The organism is Hydrogenophaga sp. L310 (assembly GCF_055703065.1).
Map to the genome: position 1 here is coordinate 13,916 of NZ_JBVPZA010000019.1, position 21,579 is coordinate 35,494.

At 66.7% G+C, this 21,579-nt stretch carries 16 protein-coding genes and 1 pseudogene; 10 read left to right on the forward strand and 7 right to left on the reverse strand.

The window, feature by feature from the left end:
* Positions 1-153: 153 nt before the first annotated feature.
* Entirely contained in the window at positions 154-837 is a 684-nt protein-coding gene (locus tag AC0GNO_RS21345) for a histidine phosphatase family protein (RefSeq protein ID WP_472905428.1), read from the forward strand.
* Here the strand turns inward: AC0GNO_RS21345 and AC0GNO_RS21350 are convergent, their stop codons facing one another.
* Positions 838-1,671 (reverse strand): creatininase family protein, encoded by an 834-nt coding sequence (locus AC0GNO_RS21350; protein ID WP_472890003.1) that lies wholly within the window; start codon positions 1,669-1,671, stop codon positions 838-840. It lies immediately after the preceding gene.
* 45 nt (positions 1,672-1,716) lie between these two features.
* Between AC0GNO_RS21350 and AC0GNO_RS21355 the strand changes: the two genes are divergently transcribed.
* The gene (locus AC0GNO_RS21355) at positions 1,717-2,490 is read left to right on the forward strand and encodes an alanyl-tRNA editing protein (RefSeq protein ID WP_472905429.1); all 774 of its coding nucleotides are present in this window, start codon (positions 1,717-1,719) and stop codon (positions 2,488-2,490) included.
* A gap of 74 nt (positions 2,491-2,564) precedes the next feature.
* On the opposite strand, the gene AC0GNO_RS21360 is transcribed toward AC0GNO_RS21355, so the two are convergent.
* Positions 2,565-3,809 carry a class I SAM-dependent methyltransferase gene (locus AC0GNO_RS21360; protein ID WP_472905430.1) on the reverse strand — a complete coding sequence of 415 codons (1,245 nt, stop codon included), beginning with the start codon at positions 3,807-3,809 and terminating at the stop codon, positions 2,565-2,567.
* A gap of 271 nt (positions 3,810-4,080) precedes the next feature.
* On the opposite strand from AC0GNO_RS21360, the gene AC0GNO_RS21365 reads away from it, so the two are divergent.
* The 5 genes from AC0GNO_RS21365 (at position 4,081) to AC0GNO_RS21385 (ending at position 11,669) form a co-directional block, all read left to right on the forward strand.
* On the forward strand, positions 4,081-6,291 hold the full coding sequence (locus AC0GNO_RS21365) for a protein-disulfide reductase DsbD family protein (RefSeq protein ID WP_472905431.1): 2,211 nt from the start codon (positions 4,081-4,083) through the stop codon (positions 6,289-6,291).
* A gap of 137 nt (positions 6,292-6,428) precedes the next feature.
* The gene (locus AC0GNO_RS21370) at positions 6,429-7,061 is read left to right on the forward strand and encodes a thioredoxin family protein (RefSeq protein ID WP_472905449.1); all 633 of its coding nucleotides are present in this window, start codon (positions 6,429-6,431) and stop codon (positions 7,059-7,061) included.
* A 564-nt stretch (positions 7,062-7,625) separates the two neighbouring features.
* Positions 7,626-8,720 carry a uroporphyrinogen decarboxylase gene (gene hemE, locus AC0GNO_RS21375; RefSeq protein ID WP_472905432.1) on the forward strand — a complete coding sequence of 365 codons (1,095 nt, stop codon included), beginning with the start codon at positions 7,626-7,628 and terminating at the stop codon, positions 8,718-8,720.
* A 399-nt stretch (positions 8,721-9,119) separates the two neighbouring features.
* Positions 9,120-11,267: a replication restart helicase PriA gene (gene priA, locus AC0GNO_RS21380; protein ID WP_472905433.1), complete on the forward strand. Its 2,148-nt coding sequence runs from the start codon at positions 9,120-9,122 to the stop codon at positions 11,265-11,267.
* A 90-nt stretch (positions 11,268-11,357) separates the two neighbouring features.
* The gene (locus tag AC0GNO_RS21385) at positions 11,358-11,669 is read left to right on the forward strand and encodes a DUF167 domain-containing protein (protein ID WP_472905450.1); all 312 of its coding nucleotides are present in this window, start codon (positions 11,358-11,360) and stop codon (positions 11,667-11,669) included.
* Between the two features lie 3 nt (positions 11,670-11,672).
* Here AC0GNO_RS21385 and AC0GNO_RS21390 read toward each other — a convergent pair whose 3' ends face one another.
* The 3 genes from AC0GNO_RS21390 to AC0GNO_RS21400 form a co-directional block, all read right to left on the reverse strand.
* A complete protein-coding gene (locus AC0GNO_RS21390; RefSeq protein WP_472905434.1) occupies positions 11,673-12,233 on the reverse strand; it encodes a histidine phosphatase family protein in 561 nt (186 codons plus the stop codon).
* 105 nt (positions 12,234-12,338) lie between these two features.
* Complete coding sequence (katG, locus tag AC0GNO_RS21395) at positions 12,339-14,552, reverse strand: catalase/peroxidase HPI (protein ID WP_472905435.1); 2,214 nt, start codon at positions 14,550-14,552, stop codon at positions 12,339-12,341.
* A gap of 208 nt (positions 14,553-14,760) precedes the next feature.
* On the reverse strand, positions 14,761-15,723 hold the full coding sequence (locus AC0GNO_RS21400; protein WP_472905451.1) for an AEC family transporter: 963 nt from the start codon (positions 15,721-15,723) through the stop codon (positions 14,761-14,763).
* Positions 15,724-15,851: 128 nt separating this feature from the next.
* Between AC0GNO_RS21400 and AC0GNO_RS21405 the strand changes: the two genes are divergently transcribed.
* The 3 genes from AC0GNO_RS21405 to AC0GNO_RS21415 all read left to right on the forward strand — a co-directional run bounded on the left by AC0GNO_RS21405 (position 15,852) and on the right by AC0GNO_RS21415 (position 19,650).
* On the forward strand, positions 15,852-17,924 hold the full coding sequence (locus tag AC0GNO_RS21405; RefSeq protein WP_472905436.1) for an ATP-dependent helicase: 2,073 nt from the start codon (positions 15,852-15,854) through the stop codon (positions 17,922-17,924).
* Positions 17,921-18,430, forward strand: a complete 510-nt coding sequence (locus AC0GNO_RS21410) for a hypothetical protein (protein ID WP_472905437.1) — start codon at positions 17,921-17,923, stop codon at positions 18,428-18,430. The genes AC0GNO_RS21405 and AC0GNO_RS21410 overlap by 4 nt, the downstream gene beginning before the upstream one ends.
* A 209-nt stretch (positions 18,431-18,639) precedes the next feature.
* Positions 18,640-19,650 (forward strand): cytochrome-c peroxidase, encoded by a 1,011-nt coding sequence (locus tag AC0GNO_RS21415; RefSeq protein ID WP_472905438.1) that lies wholly within the window; start codon positions 18,640-18,642, stop codon positions 19,648-19,650.
* Positions 19,651-19,753: 103 nt separating this feature from the next.
* Here AC0GNO_RS21415 and AC0GNO_RS21420 read toward each other — a convergent pair whose 3' ends face one another.
* Both AC0GNO_RS21420 and AC0GNO_RS21425 read right to left on the reverse strand, forming a co-directional pair.
* A complete protein-coding gene (locus AC0GNO_RS21420; protein ID WP_472890015.1) occupies positions 19,754-20,152 on the reverse strand; it encodes a hypothetical protein in 399 nt (132 codons plus the stop codon).
* Positions 20,153-20,838: 686 nt separating this feature from the next.
* A pseudogene (locus tag AC0GNO_RS21425) lies at positions 20,839-21,336 on the reverse strand (metallophosphoesterase family protein); the annotation flags it as partial.
* Positions 21,337-21,579 lie beyond the last annotated feature (243 nt).

The window sequence follows — 21,579 nt, forward strand, 5'->3', positions numbered from 1 at the left end:
TTCCATTGAAGCACAGGACCCATCGGCCAAACGCCAGATGTGCCCTGATTTTCCAGCGCGTTTTTCCGCCGGGGGCCAAAGCGCAGCCGGCACGGAGGCCGGCAGTCGCTGTCGGGACAAAGCCCGGGCCCCGGCCTCCACCAGAATGACCCCATGGGAATCCTCTACCTTGTGCGCCATGGCCAGGCCTCGTTTGGCGCAGACGACTACGACCAGCTCAGCGCGCTCGGCCAGCGGCAGAGCGAACGACTGGGCCGCTACTGGGCCGAGCGCGGCCTGCGCTTCGGCGCCGTGCTCACGGGCAGCCTCAAGCGCCACGCCCAAACCTGGGCCGGCATCGCCAGCGGGGCCGGGCTGGACATCGAACCGCTGGTGTGGCCGGGACTCAACGAATACGACAGCGAGGCGGTGATCCGCGCCGTGCTGCCCTGCAGAAGCGGAGCCGTGCTCGGCGATCCCCACTCACCCGAGGGCTATCGCGCGCATTTCCGGCTGCTGCGCGACGGTCTCGCGCAGTGGATGGCGGGCACCGTGAGCCCACAGGGCATGCCGGAATACACCGACTTCGTGCACGGCATCACCAGCGCGCTGGACCATGTGCGGGCGAACCACAAGGGTCAGAACGTGCTGATCGTCTCCAGCGGGGGGCCGATCGCCACCGCGGTGGGCCACGTGCTGGGCCTGAGCCCGGACGCCACCATCGACCTCAACATGCGCATCCGCAACAGCGCCGTCACCGAGTTCCAGTTCAGCGCCCGGCGCCACACCCTGCTGACCTACAACACGCTGCCGCACCTGGACAGCCCGGACTACCAGGACTGGATCACGTACGCCTGATCAGTCGAACGCGGTGCGTTCGGTGAGCGTGTCGGGCGGCAGGCGGTCGATCTCGCCCAGCAACTGCGCCAGCGCGCGGCCCGCGGCGTCGAGAACGGCGTGGCCGTTCTCGGCGTTGGCGGCGCCCGCGTTGCCCACCGCGCCGTTGGCGTTGTAGTCCTGCATCATCCAGCCGAGCTTGGCGCTCCGGCCGTTGCCGAGGATGGGAAAGTGCATTGCGCGGTCCTGCGAGGTGGAACGGAAATACTCGGCCTGCTCCATGCGCACCCGCTCAGGGCGCAGCGCCAGCATCATGGCCGTTTCGATTTCGCCGGCGTGGATGCCGAAGCGGTGTTCGTCGGCGCTGAAACGCGCGTTCACGTCCTGCCCCTGCGCATCGGTCAGCGGCAGGCTGAACCAGTTCACGCTGTAGACCAGCATGCCCAGCCGCGCGCGCAGGTCGCGCGCCACCAGGTCCATCAGGCCCACCTGGCCGCCGTGGGCGTTGAGCAGCACCAGCTTCTTCACGCCGCTGGCGGCCACGCACTCGCCGATCTCGGTCCACAGGCGCAACACCGTCTCGGCCTTGAGCGTGAGCGTGCCGGCGAAGCGCGTGTGCTCCGGGCTGAAGCCCACCGCCTGCGTCGGCAAAAACAGCGCCGGCAGGTCGTGCGGGATGTGCGGCAGCGCGGCGGCGATCACGCCGTTGACCAGGTCGGTGTCCACCGACAGCGGCAGGTGCGGCCCGTGCTGCTCGGTGGCGGCCACCGGCAGCACCGCGATGGCACGCGCGCGGTCGAGCGCAGCGAAGTCGGCGGTGCTGAGGTCGGACCAGTGGCGGGCGGGCGCTTTCATGGCGGCAGTTTACGGCTTGTGGCCGCTGCCCCGTAAGATGAAGCCATGACCCAGGACCTCTTCCGCCAGGACGCCTACCTCACCGAGTGCAGCGCCACCGTCACCGCCGTGCACGAACACGGCATCGTGCTCGACCGCAGCGTGTTCTACCCGCTCGGCGGCGGGCAGGCCGGCGACGCGGGCGAACTGCTGCTGGCCGACGGTACCTCGATCACCATCGCCGACACCCGCAAGGGCAAGGACGCCGAAGGCCGGCCCACCGCCGACATCGTGCATGTGCCCGCCCCGGGCCAGGACGCGCTGCTCGCCACGCTGCAACCGGGCACGGCGCTGACCGCCCGCATCGATTGGGCGCGGCGCCACCGGCTGATGCGTTTTCACACCACCACCCACCTGCTGTGCCACCTGGTGCCGGTGCCCGTCAACGGCTGCTCGATCACGCCCGACTACGCGCGGCTCGATCTGGCCCTCACCGATCCGCTGGACAAGGATGCGCTCAGCGCCGGCATCGCCGCGCTGGTGGCCGCGGCGCACCCGGTGCACATCGGCGCCATCAGCGACGCCGAGCTGGACGCCAACCCGTCGCTGGTCAAGAGCATGAGCGTCTCGCCGCCGCGCGGCAGCGGCACGGTGCGCACCGTGCGCATCGGCGAGACCAGCCTGATCGACCTGCAGCCCTGCGGCGGCACGCATGTGGCCAACACCGCCGAAATCGGCCGCGTGGTGGTCACCAAGATCGAAAAGAAGAGCGCCACCACGCGCCGCGTGGTGCTCGGATTTCAGGAGGCCCCCCGCGTCGCCTTCGGCGCCACCCCCTGAAAGGGGCGACACCTGAGGCCCGGAAAAGCCGGTTCCTCGGTGTCTTCGGGATGGACCGTTTCGCGCGACGCGTGTCAGCGTTGGCGTGTGGGGGGGGACTCTCGGTACATCCAGCTCCGCGACCACGGCAGCCCCGCCGTGCCCTGCCCGGCCGGCCGGCACAGCACCTGGTAGAGCGCCACCTCGTCGTTCTCGAACGCCAGCGCGCAGCCCGCGAGGTAAATGCGCCAGATGCGCCAGCGCTTCTCGTCCAGCAGCGGTTTGATGCACCCGGTGTTGGCCTCAAAGGCTTCGCTCCAGAGCTGGGTGGTGCGCTGGTAGTGGCGGCGCAGGTTCTCCACGTCGAAGGCTTCGAGCCCCCCTTCCTGCAGCGTGCGCAACACGGTGCCGATGTGCGGCAGCTCGCCGCGCGGAAACACATAGCGGTCGATGAAATGGCCGCCGCCGTGGCGCGTTTCGCCGTCGCAGGCGTCGGTGCTGGTGATGCCGTGGTTCATCACCCAGCCATCGGGCTTGAGCAGGCGGCGGATGTGGCCAAAGTAGCTCGCCAGGTGGTCCAGTCCCACGTGTTCGAACATGCCCACGCTGGTGATGCGGTCGAACGGGCCGTCGCTCACATCGCGGTAGTCCTGCAAGCGGATCTGAATGCGGTCCTGCAGCCCCGCCGCGTGCACCCGCTCGCGCGCCAGCTCGTACTGGTTTTTCGACAGCGTCACGCCCACGCACTGCGCGCCATACTGCTGCGCCGCGCGCAGCACCAGCGCGCCCCAGCCGCAGCCGATGTCGAGCAGGCGCTGTCCCGGCTGCAGGCGGATCTTGCGCAGGATGTGGTCGATCTTCTTCAACTGCGCTTCGTCCAGCGTTTCGTCACCGTGTTCGAAGTAGGCGCAGGAATACACCATGCCCTCGCCCAGCCACTGGGCGTAGAACGCGTTCGACACGTCGTAGTGGTACTGGATCGCCTCGCTGTCGCTCTCGCGCGTGTGGCCAAAGCGTCGGCGGATGCGCCCGAGCAAGCCGGCTTCGGGCTGGGCCGACTCGGCCAGCCGGTGCGCCACGGCCAGGATGTCGGCCACCGAACCGTCCACATCCACCAGCCCCTCCACATAGGCCTGGCCCAGCGTGTCCAGCCCCGGATCGATCAGCAGCGGCAGCGCCGACGGGTCGCGCACGCGGATCTCCACCATCGGCTGCTCGAAGTCGCCCAAGGCCAGCGAAGCGCCGCCACCCGCGCCCCAGCTCAGGCGCACCGGCAGGTTCACCTGGTTCTTCATCCGCTGCGCCCACGGCAGCAAGGCGCGTTCGACGATCGATCCCATGCACAAGCCTCCATGCAGATCCGTCCAGGATTCGGTTTTTACATAAAGCTTCTGGTTCTGTGAACCCTCTGACCACCCCAACCGTTCAATGATTCCGATAGACGGCCTGCATGAAGCCACCAGACTTGACCCTGACAAACCAACAGCACTGACTTATATTCGGTCCCATCCCGGACGCGCCGGGTCCCAGGAACTTGAAGCCGGTAGCGCCCTCATACTTCACTGGCACCGCCCGCCCACCGCTGCGACGACCCCCCAAAACCCGCTCCCGATGCTCCAGAAACTGCTTTCATGTGCCGTCCGCTCTGTCCAGCGCCGGCTTCCGGCCTTGTCGCTGGCTTTGCTGCTGCCTCTCGCCGTGCAGGCGCAGGGCATCCTCGGTGGCGCCACCAGCCAGACCCTGCCCCAGATGGTGCAGGGCGAGCTGCTGGCCCACGCGCCCGAAGGCGCTGCGCCCGGGCAAAAGCTCTGGGTCGGCCTGCAGCTCACGCACACCCCAGAGTGGCACACCTACTGGAAGAACTCCGGCGACTCCGGCCTGCCCACCGAGCTGCAGTGGACCCTGCCCGAGGGCGTGACGGCCGGTGACATCGCCTGGCCCACGCCGCGCAAGTTCCCGCTTGGCACACTGGCCAATTACGGCTACGACGGCACCGTGCTGCTGCCGGTGCCGCTGACCGTGGCGCCCGGCTTCAAGGGCAGCCATGTGGACGTGCAGCTCTACGCCGCCTGGCTCGCCTGCCGCCAGGAATGCATTCCCGAAGAAGGCAACTTCACGCTGCGCATCCCCGTGCAAGGCTCGACCGCGCTGAACGGCCTGGCGTTCGAGGCCGCGCTGGCCGCCGGCCCGAAAGACCAGCCCGCCGCCGACAGCGCGCTGGCGCCCGAACCCGGCTTTCTGAACGCCTCGCTCGCCGGCCTGCCCGCGGCCTGGCAGGGGCAAAAACTGGAGTTTTTCCCCGAAGCCACCGGCCTGATCGAACCCGGCGCCGCCTGGACCCAGGCCTGGGACGGCGCACGCTGGACCGCCCGCGTGCCCCTTTCACCGCAGCGCAGCGACAGCCCGGCCCAGCTCGCCCTGGTGGTGGCCCAGGCCAACCCGCCCGGCGAAGGCGCGGGCAGTGCCGGCGTGCGCCTGACCGTGCCGGTGCAAGGCGACTGGCCCGCCGCCGCGGCCCTGCCGGTGGCCGTACCCGATGCGCTGCAGGCCGCGCTTGACGCCAATGCCGCGCGCGCCGCGGCCCCGGCAGGCCCGACGGGCGCACCGATCACGCTCTGGGCCGCCCTGATCGGCGCCCTTTTGGGCGGTGTGATCCTCAACCTCATGCCTTGCGTGTTCCCGGTGCTCGCCATCAAGGTGCTGGCGTTTGCCAAACACGCTGGGGACCGCAGCGCCCACCGCGCCAACGGCCTGGCCTACACCGCCGGTGTGGTGCTCTCCTTCCTGGCGCTCGGCGGCCTGCTGCTGGGCCTGCGCGCCGCGGGCGAGCAGCTCGGCTGGGGCTTCCAGCTGCAAAGCCCCGGCGTGGTGGCCGGGCTGGCCGTGCTGTTCACGCTGATTGGCCTCAACCTCGCCGGCCTGTTCGAATTTGGCAGCGTGCTGCCCAGCCGCGTGGCCAGCCTGCAGGCCCAAAACCCCACGCTCGATGCCTTCCTGACCGGCGTGCTCGCCACCGCCATCGCCTCGCCCTGCACCGCGCCGTTCATGGGCGCCTCGCTGGGCCTGGCCATCGCCCTGCCCACGGTGCAGGCGCTGGCCGTGTTCGGCATGCTCGGTCTGGGCATGGCGTTGCCCTATCTGGTGGCCAGCTGGTGGCCGGCCGTGGCACGCGCGTTGCCGCGCCCCGGCGCCTGGATGGACACCTTCCGCCGTGGCATGGCCTTCCCCATGTTCGCCACCGTGGTCTGGCTGCTATGGGTGCTGGGCCAGCAGAGCGGTATCGACGGCGCCGCGGCCCTGCTGATGCTGCTGGTGGTGCTGGCGCTGCTGGTGTGGACGCTCGGCCTGCGTGGCAAGAGCCGCACCGTGCTGGCCGGGTTCTCGCTCGTCGGTCTGCTGTGGCTGGGCTGGGCGGTTGGCCCCAACGTGACGCGGATGCAGGACGCCAGCCCCGGCGCCGAAGTCGCCACCGCCGTGCAGGGCGTGAGCTGGCAGCCCTGGAGCCCCGAGCGCCAGGCCGCCCTGCTGGCCGAGGGCCGCCCGGTGTTCATCGACTTCACCGCCGCCTGGTGCGTGACCTGCCAGTACAACAAGCGCACCACGCTCGCCAACGCCGATGTGCTGGGCGACATCGCCGCCAAAAACGTGGCCCTGCTGCGCGCCGACTGGACCCGACGCGACCCCGCCGTCACCGCCGCGCTGGCCAGCCTGGGCCGCAACGGCGTGCCGGTGTATGCGATTCACAAGAACGGACAGGCGCCGCAGGTGCTGTCCGAGGTGCTGGGCGTGGACGAGGTCCGCGCGGTGATTGCCGGGTTGTAATCCCCCCGCGCCGCCTGCGGCGTCACCCCCCGGGGGGCGCACCTGGCGGCCCGGCGGAGCCGGTTCCGCGGGTGCCTTGAACCAAAGCGCCGTGCCCGTGTCGTAGTTCTTCTGTTGTCCAACGGAGCCAGACCATGATGCAACGACGCCACTTCAACACCCTGGGCGCCACCGGTTTGGGCGTGCTCGCCCTGCCAGCCGGCCTGCTGCCCCGTGCGGCCCACGCCGCCGCCAGCGTCGGCCAGCCCGCGCCCGATTTCACGCTGAGCGACACGGCGGGCAAACCCGTCAAGCTCTCGCAATTCAAGGGCAAGCTGGTGGTGCTGGAGTGGAACAACCCCGGCTGCCCCTTCGTGCGCAAGCACTACCAGGGCAACATGCAGGCGCTGCAGAAAGACTTCACCCATCAGGGCGTGGTCTGGCTGGCGATCAACTCCACCGAAGAGGCCAGCGGCGACTACCTCAGCCCGCCGCAGCTCGCGCGCTGGATGACCGAGAAAGGCGCCAGCCCCAGCGCCACGCTGATGGACGAAGACGGCAACGTCGGCAAGGCCTACGGCGCCCGCGTCACCCCCCACATGTACATCGTCAACGGCCAGGGCCTGCTGGCCTACGCGGGCGCCATCGACAGCATCCCCACCGCCCGCGTGGCCGACATCGAAAAAGCCACCAACCACGTGCGCCAGGGCCTGACCGAACTGCTGGCGGGCAAACCGGTGAGCGTGGCGACCAGCCAGGCTTACGGCTGCAGCGTGAAGTACAAGACCTGAAGGGTCGCGGCGTCTTGAGGCAAGACACCGGGAGGTCCGCGGCACAAGCCCGTCAGAAACAAACGCTTGACAGCCGTCACTTATGCACAAATCCTGTGCAGCGACCCGCCAGGACATCGCAGGGAATCAAAACACACCTCACCGGCCGGCCACATCCTCAAGTCTTTGATTTCATTGACTTTTTATTTTTGCCCTTTTTCTGGGCAGTTCAAGAAAACCCTTGATTTACAAGGCCTCCCGGTAGGTACACAGGCGCTATCAACAAAGTTATCCACAGAAAGATGGGGCATCGGCAGAAGCCAAGTCAAATCAAAGACTTACGCCACTTTTTGACAGTTCTGCCGAAGGATGAGCTGCCCGCGGACGGTGAAAGTGAGCACTGTGCGAGCCCAGTGCCTGGCCGGTACCGTTTCGATGACGTGATGGTTCAGGCGCCAAGGTCGACTTCGGTGCTCGCTGATGGCCGAATCCATCCCGCGATCGGCGCCGCGGATGCGCTGCTCATGCGTCAACGCCGCGCGGGATAATCCCAGCTTTCTATCGACGACCGCACCGGACACCCCCATGAGCTACGCCCCCCTGCAGAACGACACCTTCCTGCGCGCCTGCCTGCGCCAATCGACCGACCACACGCCGGTGTGGCTGATGCGCCAGGCCGGCCGCTACCTGCCCGAGTACTGCGCCACGCGCGCCCGGGCGGGCAGCTTCATGGGGCTGGCGACGAACGTGGACTATGCGACCGAGGTGACGCTGCAGCCGCTGGAGCGGTATGCGCTGGACGCGGCGATTTTGTTCAGCGACATCCTGACCGTGCCCGACGCCATGGGTCTGGGCCTCAGCTTCCAGCAGGGCGAGGGCCCGAAGTTTGCGAAGACGGTGCGCACCGAGGCCGACGTGGCCACGCTGGCCGTGCCGGACATGGAGAAGCTGCGCTACGTGTTTGACGCCGTGACCAGCATCCGCAAGGCGCTCAACGGCCGCGTGCCGCTGATCGGCTTTTCGGGCAGCCCCTGGACGCTGGCCTGCTACATGGTGGAGGGCGGTGGCTCGGACGACTACCGCGCGGTGAAATCGCTGATGTACAGCCGCCCGGACCTGATGCATCGCATCCTCGCGATCAACGCGGACTCGGTGGCAACGTACCTCAACGCCCAGATCGAGGCCGGCGCGCAGGCGGTGATGATCTTTGACAGCTGGGGCGGCGTGCTGGCCGACGGCAAGTTCCAGGACTTTTCGCTGGCCTACACCAAGCGCGTGCTCGCGCAGCTCAAGCGCGAACACGGGGGCGCCACCATTCCGCGCATCGTCTTCACCAAGGGCGGTGGCCTGTGGCTGGACGACATGAAGGGCCTGGACTGCGAAGCCCTGGGCCTGGACTGGACGGTGAACCTGGCCAAGGCACGCGCCGCGGTGGGCGACACCAAAGCCCTGCAAGGCAACATCGACCCGAACGTGCTGTTCGCGCCGCCCGAGGCGATCGACCGTGAAGTGGCGGCCGTGCTGGAGAGTTTTGGCAAACCCCACCAAGGCGCCGGCACCGGGCCCACGCACATCTTCAACCTGGGCCACGGCATCAGCCAGTACACCCCGCCGGAGAGCGTGAAGGTGCTGGTGGACGCGGTGCACACGCACTCGAAACGCCTGCGCGCGCAAGGTTGACCGCGGCCCTGGCCAGACCGGCCGGGCGGTCCCAGACCGCTGCATGGGGGTCAAAACCCCAGCCTGCGACAAGCCCATAGCACAAAAGCCCGGGAAAAAACGACTTGACACATCTCACTTATGCACAAATCTTGTGCTGCGGCGCCGCAACAATTTTTCGGCGCTTATGAATCGGTTCGGCGCAAGCCAACTCTCGCAAGTTGTTGATTTGATTGACTTTTGATTTCTGCTTTTTTTCCGGGCAGTTTAAGCAAGCCCTTGATTTACAAGGCTTCCCGGCCCGCAAAATGCACCTATCAACAAAGTTATCCACAGAAAGTCTGGATAGTCGGATAAGCCCCGGTAAATCAAAGACTTGCATCGCTTTCCGACAGTTGAACTGAGGAAACTCCGCTAACCATGGCTTTCTGGCCCAGCATCGTTGTTGCCACCCCGGCCCACAGCGGCGTGGGGGCGACGCTCACGTACCGAAGTGAGTTGTCGCTCGCGCCGGGGGTGCTGGTGCGTGTGCCGCTGGGGTCGCGCGAGGTGCTGGGCGTGGTCTGGGACTGCCCGGACGCACCACCCGAAGGCCTGACCGAAGCCCGGACCAAAGCGGTCGCGGGCGTGCTGGACGGCCTGCCGCCGCTGAATGCGTGCTGGCGCCAACTGGTGAAATTCAGCGCCCAGTATTACCAGCGCAGCCTGGGCGAGGTGGCACTGGCCGCGCTGCCGCCGCAGCTGCGCGGGCTCGACAGCACCCAACTGGCCCGCCGGCTCAAAAAGCGCGCCAAGGCGGGAGCGGCCGGACCGGCCACCCCGGGCGAACTGAGCGGACACGACCTGAGCGACGAGCAGGCCGAGGCGCTGCAGGCCCTGGCCGCTGCCAGCACCCCGGTGCTGCTGTTTGGAGCCACCGGCAGCGGCAAGACCGAGGTGTACCTGCGCGCCACACAGGCGGTGCTGGAAACCACGGTCTCTGACGGCGAAAGCCCCACCCAGGTGCTGGTGATGGTGCCCGAAATCAACCTCACACCCCAGCTGGAAGCGCGTTTTCGCGAGCGTTTCGAGCCCGGATTCGGCGCCGGCTCGGTGGTCTGCCTGCACAGCGGCATGACACCGGCACAGCGTTTGAACAGCTGGCTGGCGGCGCACACGGGCAGCGCGCGCATCGTGCTGGGCACACGCATGGCGATCTTTGCGAGCCTGCCGGGGCTGCGGCTGATCGTGGTGGATGAAGAACACGACCCGAGCTACAAGAGTCAGGAGGGTGCGCGCTATTCGGCGCGGGATCTGGCGGTGTACCGGGCGAAGGTGGAGAGCGAGGCGCTGGCGGCTGGGACAGCGGCGCTTCGCACTGTGGCCATGCCGCGCTGCCAGGTGCTGCTGGGCTCGGCCACGCCTTCGCTGGAGAGCTGGCACGCGGCGGACCAGGGGCGTTATGTGCGGCTGACCATGCCGGGGCGCATCGGCGGCGGGGCGCTGCCGCGCCTGCGCCTGGTGGACATGAACCACCAGCCCAAGGGCGCCGTGCTGGCGCCCCCGCTGCTGGCGGCCATGAGCGAGCGCATTGAACGCGGCGAGCAGTGCCTGGTGTTGCTGAACCGCCGCGGCTACGCGCCGGTGCTGGCCTGCCACGACTGCGGCTGGAAGAGCGGCTGCCCGCACTGCAGCGCCTACCGCGTGTTCCACAAACTCGACCGCACCCTGCGCTGCCACCACTGCGGCTTCACCGAGCGCGTGCCGCGAGCCTGTCCGGACTGCGGCAACCTCGACATCGCACCGGTGGGCCGCGGCACCGAGCAGGTGGAAGAACAGCTCGCCACCCTGCTGGCCGACGTGAAACGGCCCGACGGCAGCCCCGCGCGCGTGGCGCGCATGGACGCCGACTCGACCCGGCTCAAGGGCAGCCTGGAGCAGCAGCTCGCCGCGCTGCACAGCGGCGAGGTGGATGTGCTGGTGGGCACGCAGATGATCGCCAAGGGCCACGATTTCCGCCGCATCACGCTGGTGGCCGGCATCAACGCCGACTCGGCCCTGTTCGCCAGCGACTACCGTGCACCCGAGCGCCTGTTTGCCCTGCTGATGCAGGCGGCGGGCCGCGCCGGGCGCGACGCGGCGCAGAGTGGCGCGAGCGAGATGTGGGTGCAGACCTGGTACCCGCAGCACCCGCTGTTTGCCACACTGAAAAAACACGACTACCCGACTTTCGCCGCCGAGCAGCTGACCGAACGTGAGCAAGCCGGCATGCCGCCCTACGGTTTTCAGGCGCTGCTGCGCGCCGACGCGCGCACGCAGCAGGCGGCGCAGGCGTTCCTGAACATCGCCGGCGGGCAGGCCGCCGGCCTGCCGCACCGCGACGACATCACACTCTACCCTGCCGTGCCACTGACGATCCAGCGTGTGGCCAACGTGGAGCGCGCGCAGATGCTGGTGGAGACCCATTCGCGCGGCGCGCTGCAGCGTTTTCTGTCGGCGTGGCAACCGGTGCTGCACGCCTGCCGCAGCGCGCCCGAGGCCAAGGGGCTGGTGCGCTGGGCGGTGGACGTGGACCCGCTCACCATATAAGGCCGCACCATGGCGCGCAAATCCAAAGCCAAACCTCCGGTGCAATCGCTTGACGATGTCGAGGACGAAGAGCCGTCAACCGCGCCACGGATGAAGATGAACACGCCCTGCGCATGGGACGGCGACACGCTGGTGGTCAACATCCTGGGCACGCCGGCGGCCAAACGCGACGCGATCGGCAAGACCAAGGGCCACCAGCTCAAGGTGAGCGTGACGGCCACGCCGGTGGCGGGCAAGGCCACCGATCACATGGTGAAGTTCCTCGCCGAAGAGTTCGACGTGCCGGCCAAGGCCATCACCGTGGTGTTCGGCCGCTTCAACATCAACAAGCAGCTGCGCATCCTGGCGCCGAAAAAGATACCCGCCGTGCTGGCCAAGCTGCTGCTGGACGCGGGCCCGTAGGGCTCAGGGCAGCTGTCGCGTCAGGAAGACGCCGTTCGGGATGCGCTCGGCTTCAAAAAAGGCCGCATCGCTCAGACCGTCGATCAGGTAACGCAGGCAGCGCACCACGAAGCCGTGCGACACCAGCAACACGGTCTGGCCGTCGTGCATCGCGCGCAGCAGTTGCAGCCCGCGCTTGACCCGGTCCACCACCGCGCGGGTGGCTTCGGCACCGGGGGGTTCTTCGTCCCAGCGATAGGCCACGTTGCGCGCGGCGAGTTCGGGGAACTGCTGCGCGGCTTCGTCGGCGGTGAGGCCTTCGAATAGGCCGAAATCGCGCTCGCGGAAGTCGGCGTCCAGACGTGGCACCAGCCCGCGCGCGAGCGCCACCGGTTCGGCCGTCTGGCGCGCCCGCAGCATGGGCGAGACCACCAGGGCGTCGATGCCACCGGGCAGGGACCGCGCAAGCTGCTCCGCCTGGGCCAGACCGGTGGCGTTGAGCGGCAGGTCGAGCCGACCCTGCCAGCGTTCGTCGGTGTTGAGGTCGGTCTGGCCGTGGCGGGCCAGCAGAAGGGTCAGGGCCATGCGGAGGGGGTCGGGTGGAAAGCCCTGATCTTCGCACCGACCCAAAAAAGCCCCCGTAGCCGAAGCTGCGGGGGCCGGGGCAAGACAAGCTGCCGGATCAATGCATCACTTCTTCAGGTCAAAGCGGTCGAGGTTCATGACCTTGCTCCAGGCGGCGACGAAGTCTTTGACGAACTTCTGGCCACCGTCGTTCTGCGCGTAAACCTCTGCAATTGCCCGCAGCTGCGAGTTGGAACCGAAGACCAGGTCCACACGGGTGGCCGTCCACTTCACGGCGCCGGTCTGGCGGTCACGGCCCTCGTAGGCGTTGTCGCCGCTGGGCTTCCACGCGGTGGACATGTCCACCAGGTTGACGAAGAAGTCGTTGCTGAGCTGGCCAGGGCGCTGGGTGAACACGCCCGCCTGGCTGCCGCCGTGGTTGGCGCCGAGCACGCGCAGGCCGCCGACCAGCACCGTCATCTCCGGTGCGCTGAGTGTGAGCAGCTGCGCCTTGTCGAGCAGCATTTCTTCGGGCGCCACGCTGTAGGCCTTCTTCTGGAAGTTGCGGAAGCCATCACCCTCGGGCTCCATCACGCTGAACGATTCCACGTCGGTCTGGGCTTGCGAGGCGTCGGTGCGGCCCGGGGTGAAGGGCACGTCGACGACCTGGCCCGCGGCCCTGGCGGCGGCTTCCACCGCGGCGGCACCGGCCAGCACGATGAGGTCGGCCATGGACACCTGCTTGCCGCCGGTCTGCGCGCTGTTGAAGGTGGCCTGGATGCCTTCGAGCACGGCCAGCACCTTGGCCAGCTGCGCCGGCTGGTTGGCCTCCCAGTCTTTCTGCGGCGCCAGGCGGATGCGCGCACCGTTGGCGCCGCCGCGTTTGTCGGAGCCGCGGAAGCTGGACGCCGAGGCCCAGGCCGTGGAGACCAGTTCGCTCACGCTCAGGCCGCTGGCCAGCACGCGGGCCTTGAGTTCGGCCACGTCCTGGGCGTCGATCAGCGGGTGGTCCACCGCGGGCACCGGGTCCTGCCAGATCAGGTCTTCGGCCGGCACTTCGGGGCCGAGGTACAGGTTTTTCGGGCCCATGTCGCGGTGGGTCAGCTTGAACCAGGCGCGGGCGTAGGCGTCGGCGAACTCGTCCGGGTGGGCCGCGAAGTGGCGCGAGATCTTTTCGTAGGCCGGATCAAAACGCAGCGACATGTCGGCCGTGGTCATCATGGGCGCGTGCTTCTTCGACGGGTCGTGGGCGTCCACGATCATGTCTTCGTCTTCCACGTCCCTGGCGCGCCACTGGTGCGAGCCCGACGGGCTCTTGACCAGTTCCCACTCGTACTTGAACAGCACCTTGAAGTAGCCCATGTCCCACGTCGTCGGATTGGGTTTCCACGCGCCTTCGATGCCGCTGGTGGTGGTGTCACCGCCCTTGCCGCTGCCGAACTGGTTGATCCAGCCGAAACCCATTTCTTCGATGGGCGCGGCCTCGGGAGCGGGGCCCACCAGCGCCGGGTCGCCCGCGCCGTGTGCCTTGCCGAAGGTGTGGCCGCCGGCGGTGAGCGCGACGGTTTCGTAATCGTTCATGGCCATGCGTTTGAAGGTCTCGCGCACGTCGCGGCCGGAGAGCACCGGATCGGGGTTGCCGTCCGGGCCTTCGGGATTCACATAAATCAGGCCCATCTGCACGGCGGCCAGCGGGTTCTCCAGATCACGGTCGCCGCTGTAGCGGCTGTTGGCCTTGTCGCTGGTGGCAAGCCATTCGTGTTCGGCGCCCCAGTAGATGTCTTCTTCGGGCTGCCAGATGTCGGCGCGCCCGCCGCCAAAGCCGAAGGTCTTGAAGCCCATGGACTCCATGGCCACGTTGCCAGCCAGGATGATCAGGTCGGCCCAGGAGATGGCGTTGCCGTATTTCTGCTTGATCGGCCAGAGCAGGCGGCGCGCCTTGTCGAGGTTGCCGTTGTCGGGCCAGCTGTTGACCGGGGCGAAGCGCTGGTTGCCGGTGCCCGCGCCGCCGCGGCCGTCGGCCGTGCGGTAGGTGCCGGCGCTGTGCCAGGCCATGCGGATGAACAGGCCACCGTAGTGGCCCCAGTCGGCCGGCCACCAGTCCTGCGAGTCCGTCATCAGCGCGACCAGGTCATTCTTGAGCGCGGGAAAGTCGAGCTGCTTGAAGGCCTCGGCGTAGTCGAAGTCCGGGTCCATCGGGTTGGAGGCCGGGGCGTGCTGGTGCAGGATGCCCAGGTTCAGCTGGTTCGGCCACCAGTCGGCGTTGGACTGCGCGCCTTGCGTGGCGCGCGCGCCGGCCGCGGCGTGGAAGGGGCATCGGGCTTCGGATGGGTTGCTCATGGGGAGTCTCCAGTGGGATGAACGGGCTCGTTCAGTGGGCGAGGGCCGGTGCGGCGAAACGCTCCGCACCGTCGGCCACACAGCGGGCAAGGTGGTCGGAGCGGATCATGGCAGTGTTCCAGCGGGTGATCGAGGCCCCACTGTAGTGTCCGCTCTTTGATTTGACAACCTGATTGTTACTAGACAATGAATAGTCAATAACTATAGATCAGGTCATCAGCGCGACCGCGCCCGAGAACGTGAGGAAGGCGGCCGCGGTGGTCACCAGAATGATGCGGGCGATGCGCCCGTTGTCGGCGCCAAAGCGCTCGGCCAGCAGCGACACGTTGCTGGCGCTGGGCAGGGCCGCCACCAGCACCATCACCGTGAGCGCAAACGGCGTCAGTGGCACGCCGAGCTGGATCGCCGCCGTGCCGACCGCCAGCACCAGCAGCGGGTGCAGCAGCAGCTTCATGATCGCCACCGGCAGGTAGTCGCTGGTGGGCATGGGGTGGCTGGACTGGATCTGCGAACGCGCCAGCACCGCGCCGATGGTGAACAGCGCGACCGGCGAGGCCGCATCGGCCAGCAGCCAGACGGTTTTTTCCACCGGTCCGGGCAGGGTGAACTGCAGCGCCGAGGCCACGCCGCCCAGGATGATGGCCCAGGGCATGGGATTGACCACCACCCCGCGCAGCGCCTTTTTCGCGGCGTCCAGCATGGCTTCGGCGCCATGGCCCTCGCCCTCATCCAGCCGCGAGAGCGCGATGCACAGCGAGCTGGTGATCACCATGTCCACCACGATCAGCACGATCACCGGCCCCACGCTTTGCGGCCCGAGCAGCGCGGCGAGCAGCGGCACGCCCATGAAGCCGGTGTTGGGGAACGCCGCCACCAGCGCGCCCATGGACGCATCGTTCCAGCGGATGCGGCTGTTCATGGTCATGACGATGGCAAACGCCACCATGATCAGCGCGCACAGCAGGTAGACACCCGCCACCGAAGCATCGAGCAGCTGCGCGATCGGCGTGGTCGAGCCGAAGCGGTACAGCATGCAGGGCAGAGCGAAATACAGCACGAAGCCGTTCAACCCCGGGATCGCCTCCAGCGGCAGCATGCGCCGGTGCGCGGCCAGAAAGCCGGCGAGCACGAGCGCGAAGAAGGGGAAGGTGACGAGCAGGATGTTGAGCACGGTGGGCGATTGTCTCAGGATCACCTCGGTGCACCGGGCAAGCCGGACACCAGGCCTGCACGCCAGCGGGTGCGGGGGGGCCGCCGGTATCATCAGACGCTTTGCCGAATGCCAGCGATGAAGTCCCCATGTCCCACGGCCTGAACCTGGCCCAACTCGAAGCCGTGAACCACCTGGGCGGCCCCTGCCTGGTGCTGGCCGGCGCGGGCTCGGGCAAGACGCGGGTGATCACCCACAAGATCGGCCGCCTCATCAACGCCGGCCTCGCGGCCGACCGCATCGCCGCCATCACCTTCACGAACAAGGCCGCCGCCGAGATGCGCGAGCGCGCCAAGCAGCTGGTGGGGCGCGACGCGAAGAAAGTGCTGATCTGCACCTTCCACGCGCTGGGCGTGCGCCTGCTGCGCGAGGACGGCGCGGCGCTGGGGCTGAAGAAGAACTTCAGCATCCTCGACACCGACGACATCACCAGCATGCTCAAGGACTGTGGCGGCACCACCGACGCCAACACCGCGCGCGGCTGGCAGTGGGCGATCAGCGCCCTGAAGAGCGCGGGCCTGAATTCAGGCCAGGCGCTTGCCGCAGCGAAGGACGAGAACGAACGGATCACCGCGACCATCATGGCGCGCTACGAAGAGCGCCTCACCGCCTACCAGAGCGTGGACTTCGACGACCTGATCAGCCTGCCGCTCAAGCTGCTCACCGAGCACCTGGACGTGCGCGAGCGCTGGCAGAAGAAGATGGGCCACGTGCTGGTGGACGAGTACCAGGACACCAACGCCACGCAGTACGAGCTGCTGAAACTGCTGGTGGGCGAGCGCGCGCGCTTCACGGCCGTGGGCGACGACGACCAGTCCATCTACGGCTGGCGCGGCGCCACGCTGGACAACCTCAAGCGCCTGCCGCAGGACTTTCCCGAGCTCAAGGTCATCAAGCTGGAGCAGAACTACCGATCCACCAGCGCCATCCTGCGCGCGGCCAACAACGTGATCGGCCCCAACCCCAAGCTGTTCCCCAAGACGCTGTGGAGCGACCTTGGCGAAGGTGAGCCGGTGCGCGTGGTCGACGCCGACAACGAGGAGCACGAGGCCGAGCGCGCGGTGGCGCGCATCCAGAGCCTGCGCACGATCTCGCCGCACAAGGAGTGGCGCGACTTCGCCATCCTCTACCGCGCCAACCACATGGCGCGATCGTTCGAGCAGTCGCTGCGCCGCGCCCAGATCCCGTACAAGGTCTCGGGTGGCCAGAGCTTTTTTGACAAGGCCGAGATCCGCGACCTCTGTGCCTGGCTGCGCCTGCTGGTGAACAACGACGACGACCCGGCGTTTTTGCGCTCGGCCACCACGCCCAAACGCGGCATCGGCCACACCACGCTGCAACAGCTCGGCAACTTCGCCACGCAATACAAGCTCAGCCTGTTCGAGGCCCTGTTCTCCAACTCGCTGGGCGCCACGCTGCCCGCGCGCGCCGTGGCGACGCTGCACGAGTTTGGCCGTGCGGTGAACGACCTGGAGTACCGCGCCAGACACACGGTGGGTCACGAGGCCGCCCGCGCCTTTCTGAACGAGTGGCTCAAGGACATTGCCTACGAAAAGCACCTCTACGACAGCGAAGACAACGAGAAGGTGGCGGCCGCGCGCTGGACCAACGTGGTCGAATTCTGTGACTGGGTGGCGGGGCGCTGCGGCGGCCAGATCGAGGACGAGGCCGGCGTGCAGACCGAAACCGAGCGCAAGACGCTGCTCGAAGTGGTTCAGACCATCGCCCTGCTCTCGACCCTGAGCGAGCGCGAGAAGGACCAGAACGTGGTGACGCTCTCCACCCTGCACGCATCCAAAGGCCTGGAGTGGCCGCACGTGATGCTGGTGGGGGTGAACGAGGGCCTGCTGCCGTTCAAGATGGACGACGAAAATAACCGCGACGCCAGCGCCGAAAGCCTGGCGCAGCGCCTGCAGGAAGAGCGCCGCCTGATGTACGTGGGCATCACGCGCGCGCAGCGCACGCTGGCGGTGAGCTGGCTCAAGCGCCGCAAGAAGGGCCGCGAAAGCGTGCCCGGCATGGCCAGCCGCTTCATCCAGGAGATGGCGCTGGACCAGAACACGGTGAAAGAGGACCCGCGCGAAAAGCTGCGCGCGTTGCGTGCCGAGTTCGCCCAGCGCGCCACCGACCAGGCCGCACTCAAAGCGGCAGAGACGCCATGACGCCCCGCTGCCGACCCCGCATCCGCACCGGCCTCGCCCGCATCGCCACCGGGCTGCTGGCCGCCGCCACCGTGGCCGGCGCCCCTGCGCAGACGCCGGCCCGGGCACCCGCCAGCGCCTGCGCGGAGCCGGCCGCCATGGTGCCCGCGCAGCTGTACGGACTGTGGCAGCTCACGCTGTGGCCGGTGGGGGGTTCTGAGAGCGAACCCCTGTCCCGTGGCGCCATGCTGTTCGAACGCCATCCCGAGTACCCCGGCAGCGTGCGCGGGCACCTCAAACGCTCCACCGACGGCAACGACACGCAGGCCCTGGTGTCGGGTGACGTGGTCGACGGCGAATTCAACCTCGACGAGTCTGCCGACGGCGTGACCATGGACGCGGTCTGGGCCGGCGCCCCCCTGGACTGCGGCCTCACCCTGCGCGGCATCCGCCGCCCGGCGGAAGGCCGTCTCGCCGGGCAGCCCAGCCTGTACTTCCGACTGGAAAAAACGCCCGGCTGGCGTTGACCGCGGCGCCTGCGGGCGTTTTCTGCGACCGATAGCCACTGGCTAAATCTCACATAGCCGCACCCTATTGAGGTCGGGAAACGGGTTGATCCGTATCAAAGGGTGCTGGGGTTTACCCCCATACAGTGAACCCGTCACAAGCCAGCGTCTGCGGACGGACACCCGCCACCAGGCCGTGATACTTCTGACACTTTGAAAGTACCGACATCATGAAAACCAAGACATCATTCCAATGGGTCATCCGCGCGGTGGCTGCTGCCGCCATCCTGAGCACCGGCGCCGCCATGGCGCAGGACAAGGAACCCGTGTCGCCCCTGCCCGCCCCCAAGTCCGTGAACCCGGCTGCCGTTGAACTGGGCAAAAAACTGTTTTTTGATCCGCGTCTGTCCAAGTCCGGCTTCATCTCCTGCAACAGCTGCCACAACCTGAGCCTGGGCGGCACCGACAACCTGAAGACCTCCATCGGCCACAACTGGCAGCAGGGCCCGATCAACTCGCCCACGGTGCTGAACTCGCGACTGAACCTCGCGCAGTTCTGGGACGGCCGCGCCAAGGACCTGAAAGAACAGGCCGGCGGCCCGATCGCCAACCCGGGCGAAATGGCCTTCACGCATGAGCTCGCCATTGAAACGCTGAGGTCCATCCCTGGCTACGTGGATGAGTTCAAACAGGTCTTCAAGACCGACCAGCTCACCATCGACGAGGTGACCACCGCCATCGCCGCTTTTGAAGAAACCCTGGTGACGCCGAACTCGCGCTTTGACCAGTGGCTCGACGGCGACAAGAAGGCCATCACGGCCGACGAGCTGGCCGGCTACAAGCTGTTCAAGGACAGCGGTTGCGTGGCTTGCCACAACGGTCCCAACCTGGGCGGCAACTCGTTCCAGAAGATGGGTCTGGTACAGCCCTACAAAACCGCCAGCACCGCGGCCGGACGTGTGGACGTGACCGGCAAAGATGCCGACCGCCTGAACTTCAAAGTGCCAACGCTGCGCAACATCGAACTCACCTACCCCTACTTCCACGACGGCGCAGCCGAAACGATGACGGAAGCCGTGGACCTGATGGGCCGACTGCAGTTGGGCCGCGAGTTCAACAAGGACGAAAACGCCAAGATCGTGGCCTTCCTCAAGACCCTGACCGGCCAGCAACCGCAGATCGCGCTGCCGATCATGCCGCCTTCGACCGACAAGACGCCGAAGCCGCGTCCGTTCAACTGAGCATCTGCCGATGCCTCATGAAAAAAAACCGGCCTCGCGCCGGTTTTTTCTTGTCGGTTCCCAAGGCTCACCGTTGCGGCCAAGCCCGATCAGCGCGCACCGTTCAGCAGGCGGCCTCCACCGCCGGAACCGGATGGCCCTCGAACCATGCCTGCAACAGGCCTCCCAGCTGTTCGGGCACATCGTTGTCAAAACTCATCAGCACATCGGGCGCGAGCTTTTCGGCGGCCGACCTCAGAATTGCTGCGACGATGTCCCGGTGTTCGTCCGTGACCGATTGCGGGAGCCCGGCCTTCAGCACCGCCACAGTGGACTCGCGCATCCGGTCCGAGCCCAGGATGTGCCAGGCGTAGTCGATCTCATAGCGGTCGACGGCATCCTTCAGACTTTCCCCATCCAGGCGGGATTCTTCGGCAAAGCGGTTCAGGGTGCGGGTGGTGAGCTGGCTCACGAACTGGGCAACCAGTTCGGTGTGCCCATGCGCAAATGTTTCAGTGACCACGGGGGAGTCCTTGCAAGATGGTGGGCCGGAGCCCGGGGAGTCGGTCTTGCCGACAGCGAATCCTGAGATTCAGTGAACCGGTTCGGTGCCGAACCGGCCTGGATCGACCACACAAAAGGTCAACCCGGAAAAGCAAAAGCCCATCTCGTTGGATGGGCTTTTGCGAGGTGTTTGGTGGCCTGGGACGGAATCTAAGGACTCGCGGTAGGCCCTAAACGCCGCAAGTTCCATGGTTGCTATTTTAGCAGTTACTGCGTGAGTTACTGCACAAAAACTTGACAATAAAAACATCTTCGAACCACCGACCTTCAGTTTGTTTTCAGCTACCTCTGTGTCCCAAAAATGACCCCAGCCTGTCGGTTCAAAGCAACGGGCAAACATCGACAAGCCCACGGGAGCTGTTGCTTCGAAAAAAATTGGCTTGCTGAATTTTAGTCACTGCCCCTTTGACCTGACTGCAGAAGGTCTGTGATGCTTGTGCTCGAAACTGTTGAGGTCCCGATGTCTCCAGGAAAGAAGGTCGCCGACGAGTTCTACATCCACCTCTCGGTAGTCGAAATGATCCAGGATGCGCCAACAAGGCACGCTATCGAGAGAGCGGTGCAAGGATTGCCCGCGACTATCTTGCCTCTGCCAAACGTTGCGAAGTACAACATGCGCACTGGCCGGGTGTCCCTACTTAGCTACCCTTCCAGCGCCGTGTGCAGCACTCCGATGTTGAAATGATCTGCGGCGGGAGCCGGGTATCCCGTGACCAGATTGGAGGTAACGTCTCGTTGTTTGAAGCTCTGTCCGTGGAGAGCGACCATCAGACCTTCGATCTTGAAAGTCTGGGACTTGTTGGCGCCGAAGGTGTGCACGTTGTCTGGGAGTTCCAGCTTGCGCGTCATCTCGCTCTCGGCATCGTGGTTGCCGAACAGGACATAGACTGGGATACCTGCGCGCTTGAGGCGGCCCATCTCCTTGCAGAAGAAGATTCCCGTGTTGTAGTCGCGCCAGGAGCCATCGTAAAGATCGCCCGCGATGACCATGAAGTGCACCGTCTCTTCGATGGCCCGATCTACTAGGACGGTGAATGCATCGCGCGTCGCGCAGCGCAACTGCTCTGCGGGGGCGTCCGGATAGGCGACAAGCCCGTTCAACGGGCTATCCAGATGGATGTCCGCAGCATGGATGAATTTCATCGCCCCCCCACTGTAAGTCGATCTCTTAAAAGCCGTTGGCGCCGTCCCGATGGACGTATCCCAGCCGCATGTATAGCATCCCGTTACATCGAGTGAGCAACAGGGGTGAAATAAATGAGACTACACGCCCAACTCAAGCCACGATGAGACAGGCGCGAAGCCTTCGACGCATTGAGATACCCGCAAAGGCTTGTGCCGGTTGCGGGAATCAATCACCACCTGTTGGCTATCAACTCGACATCG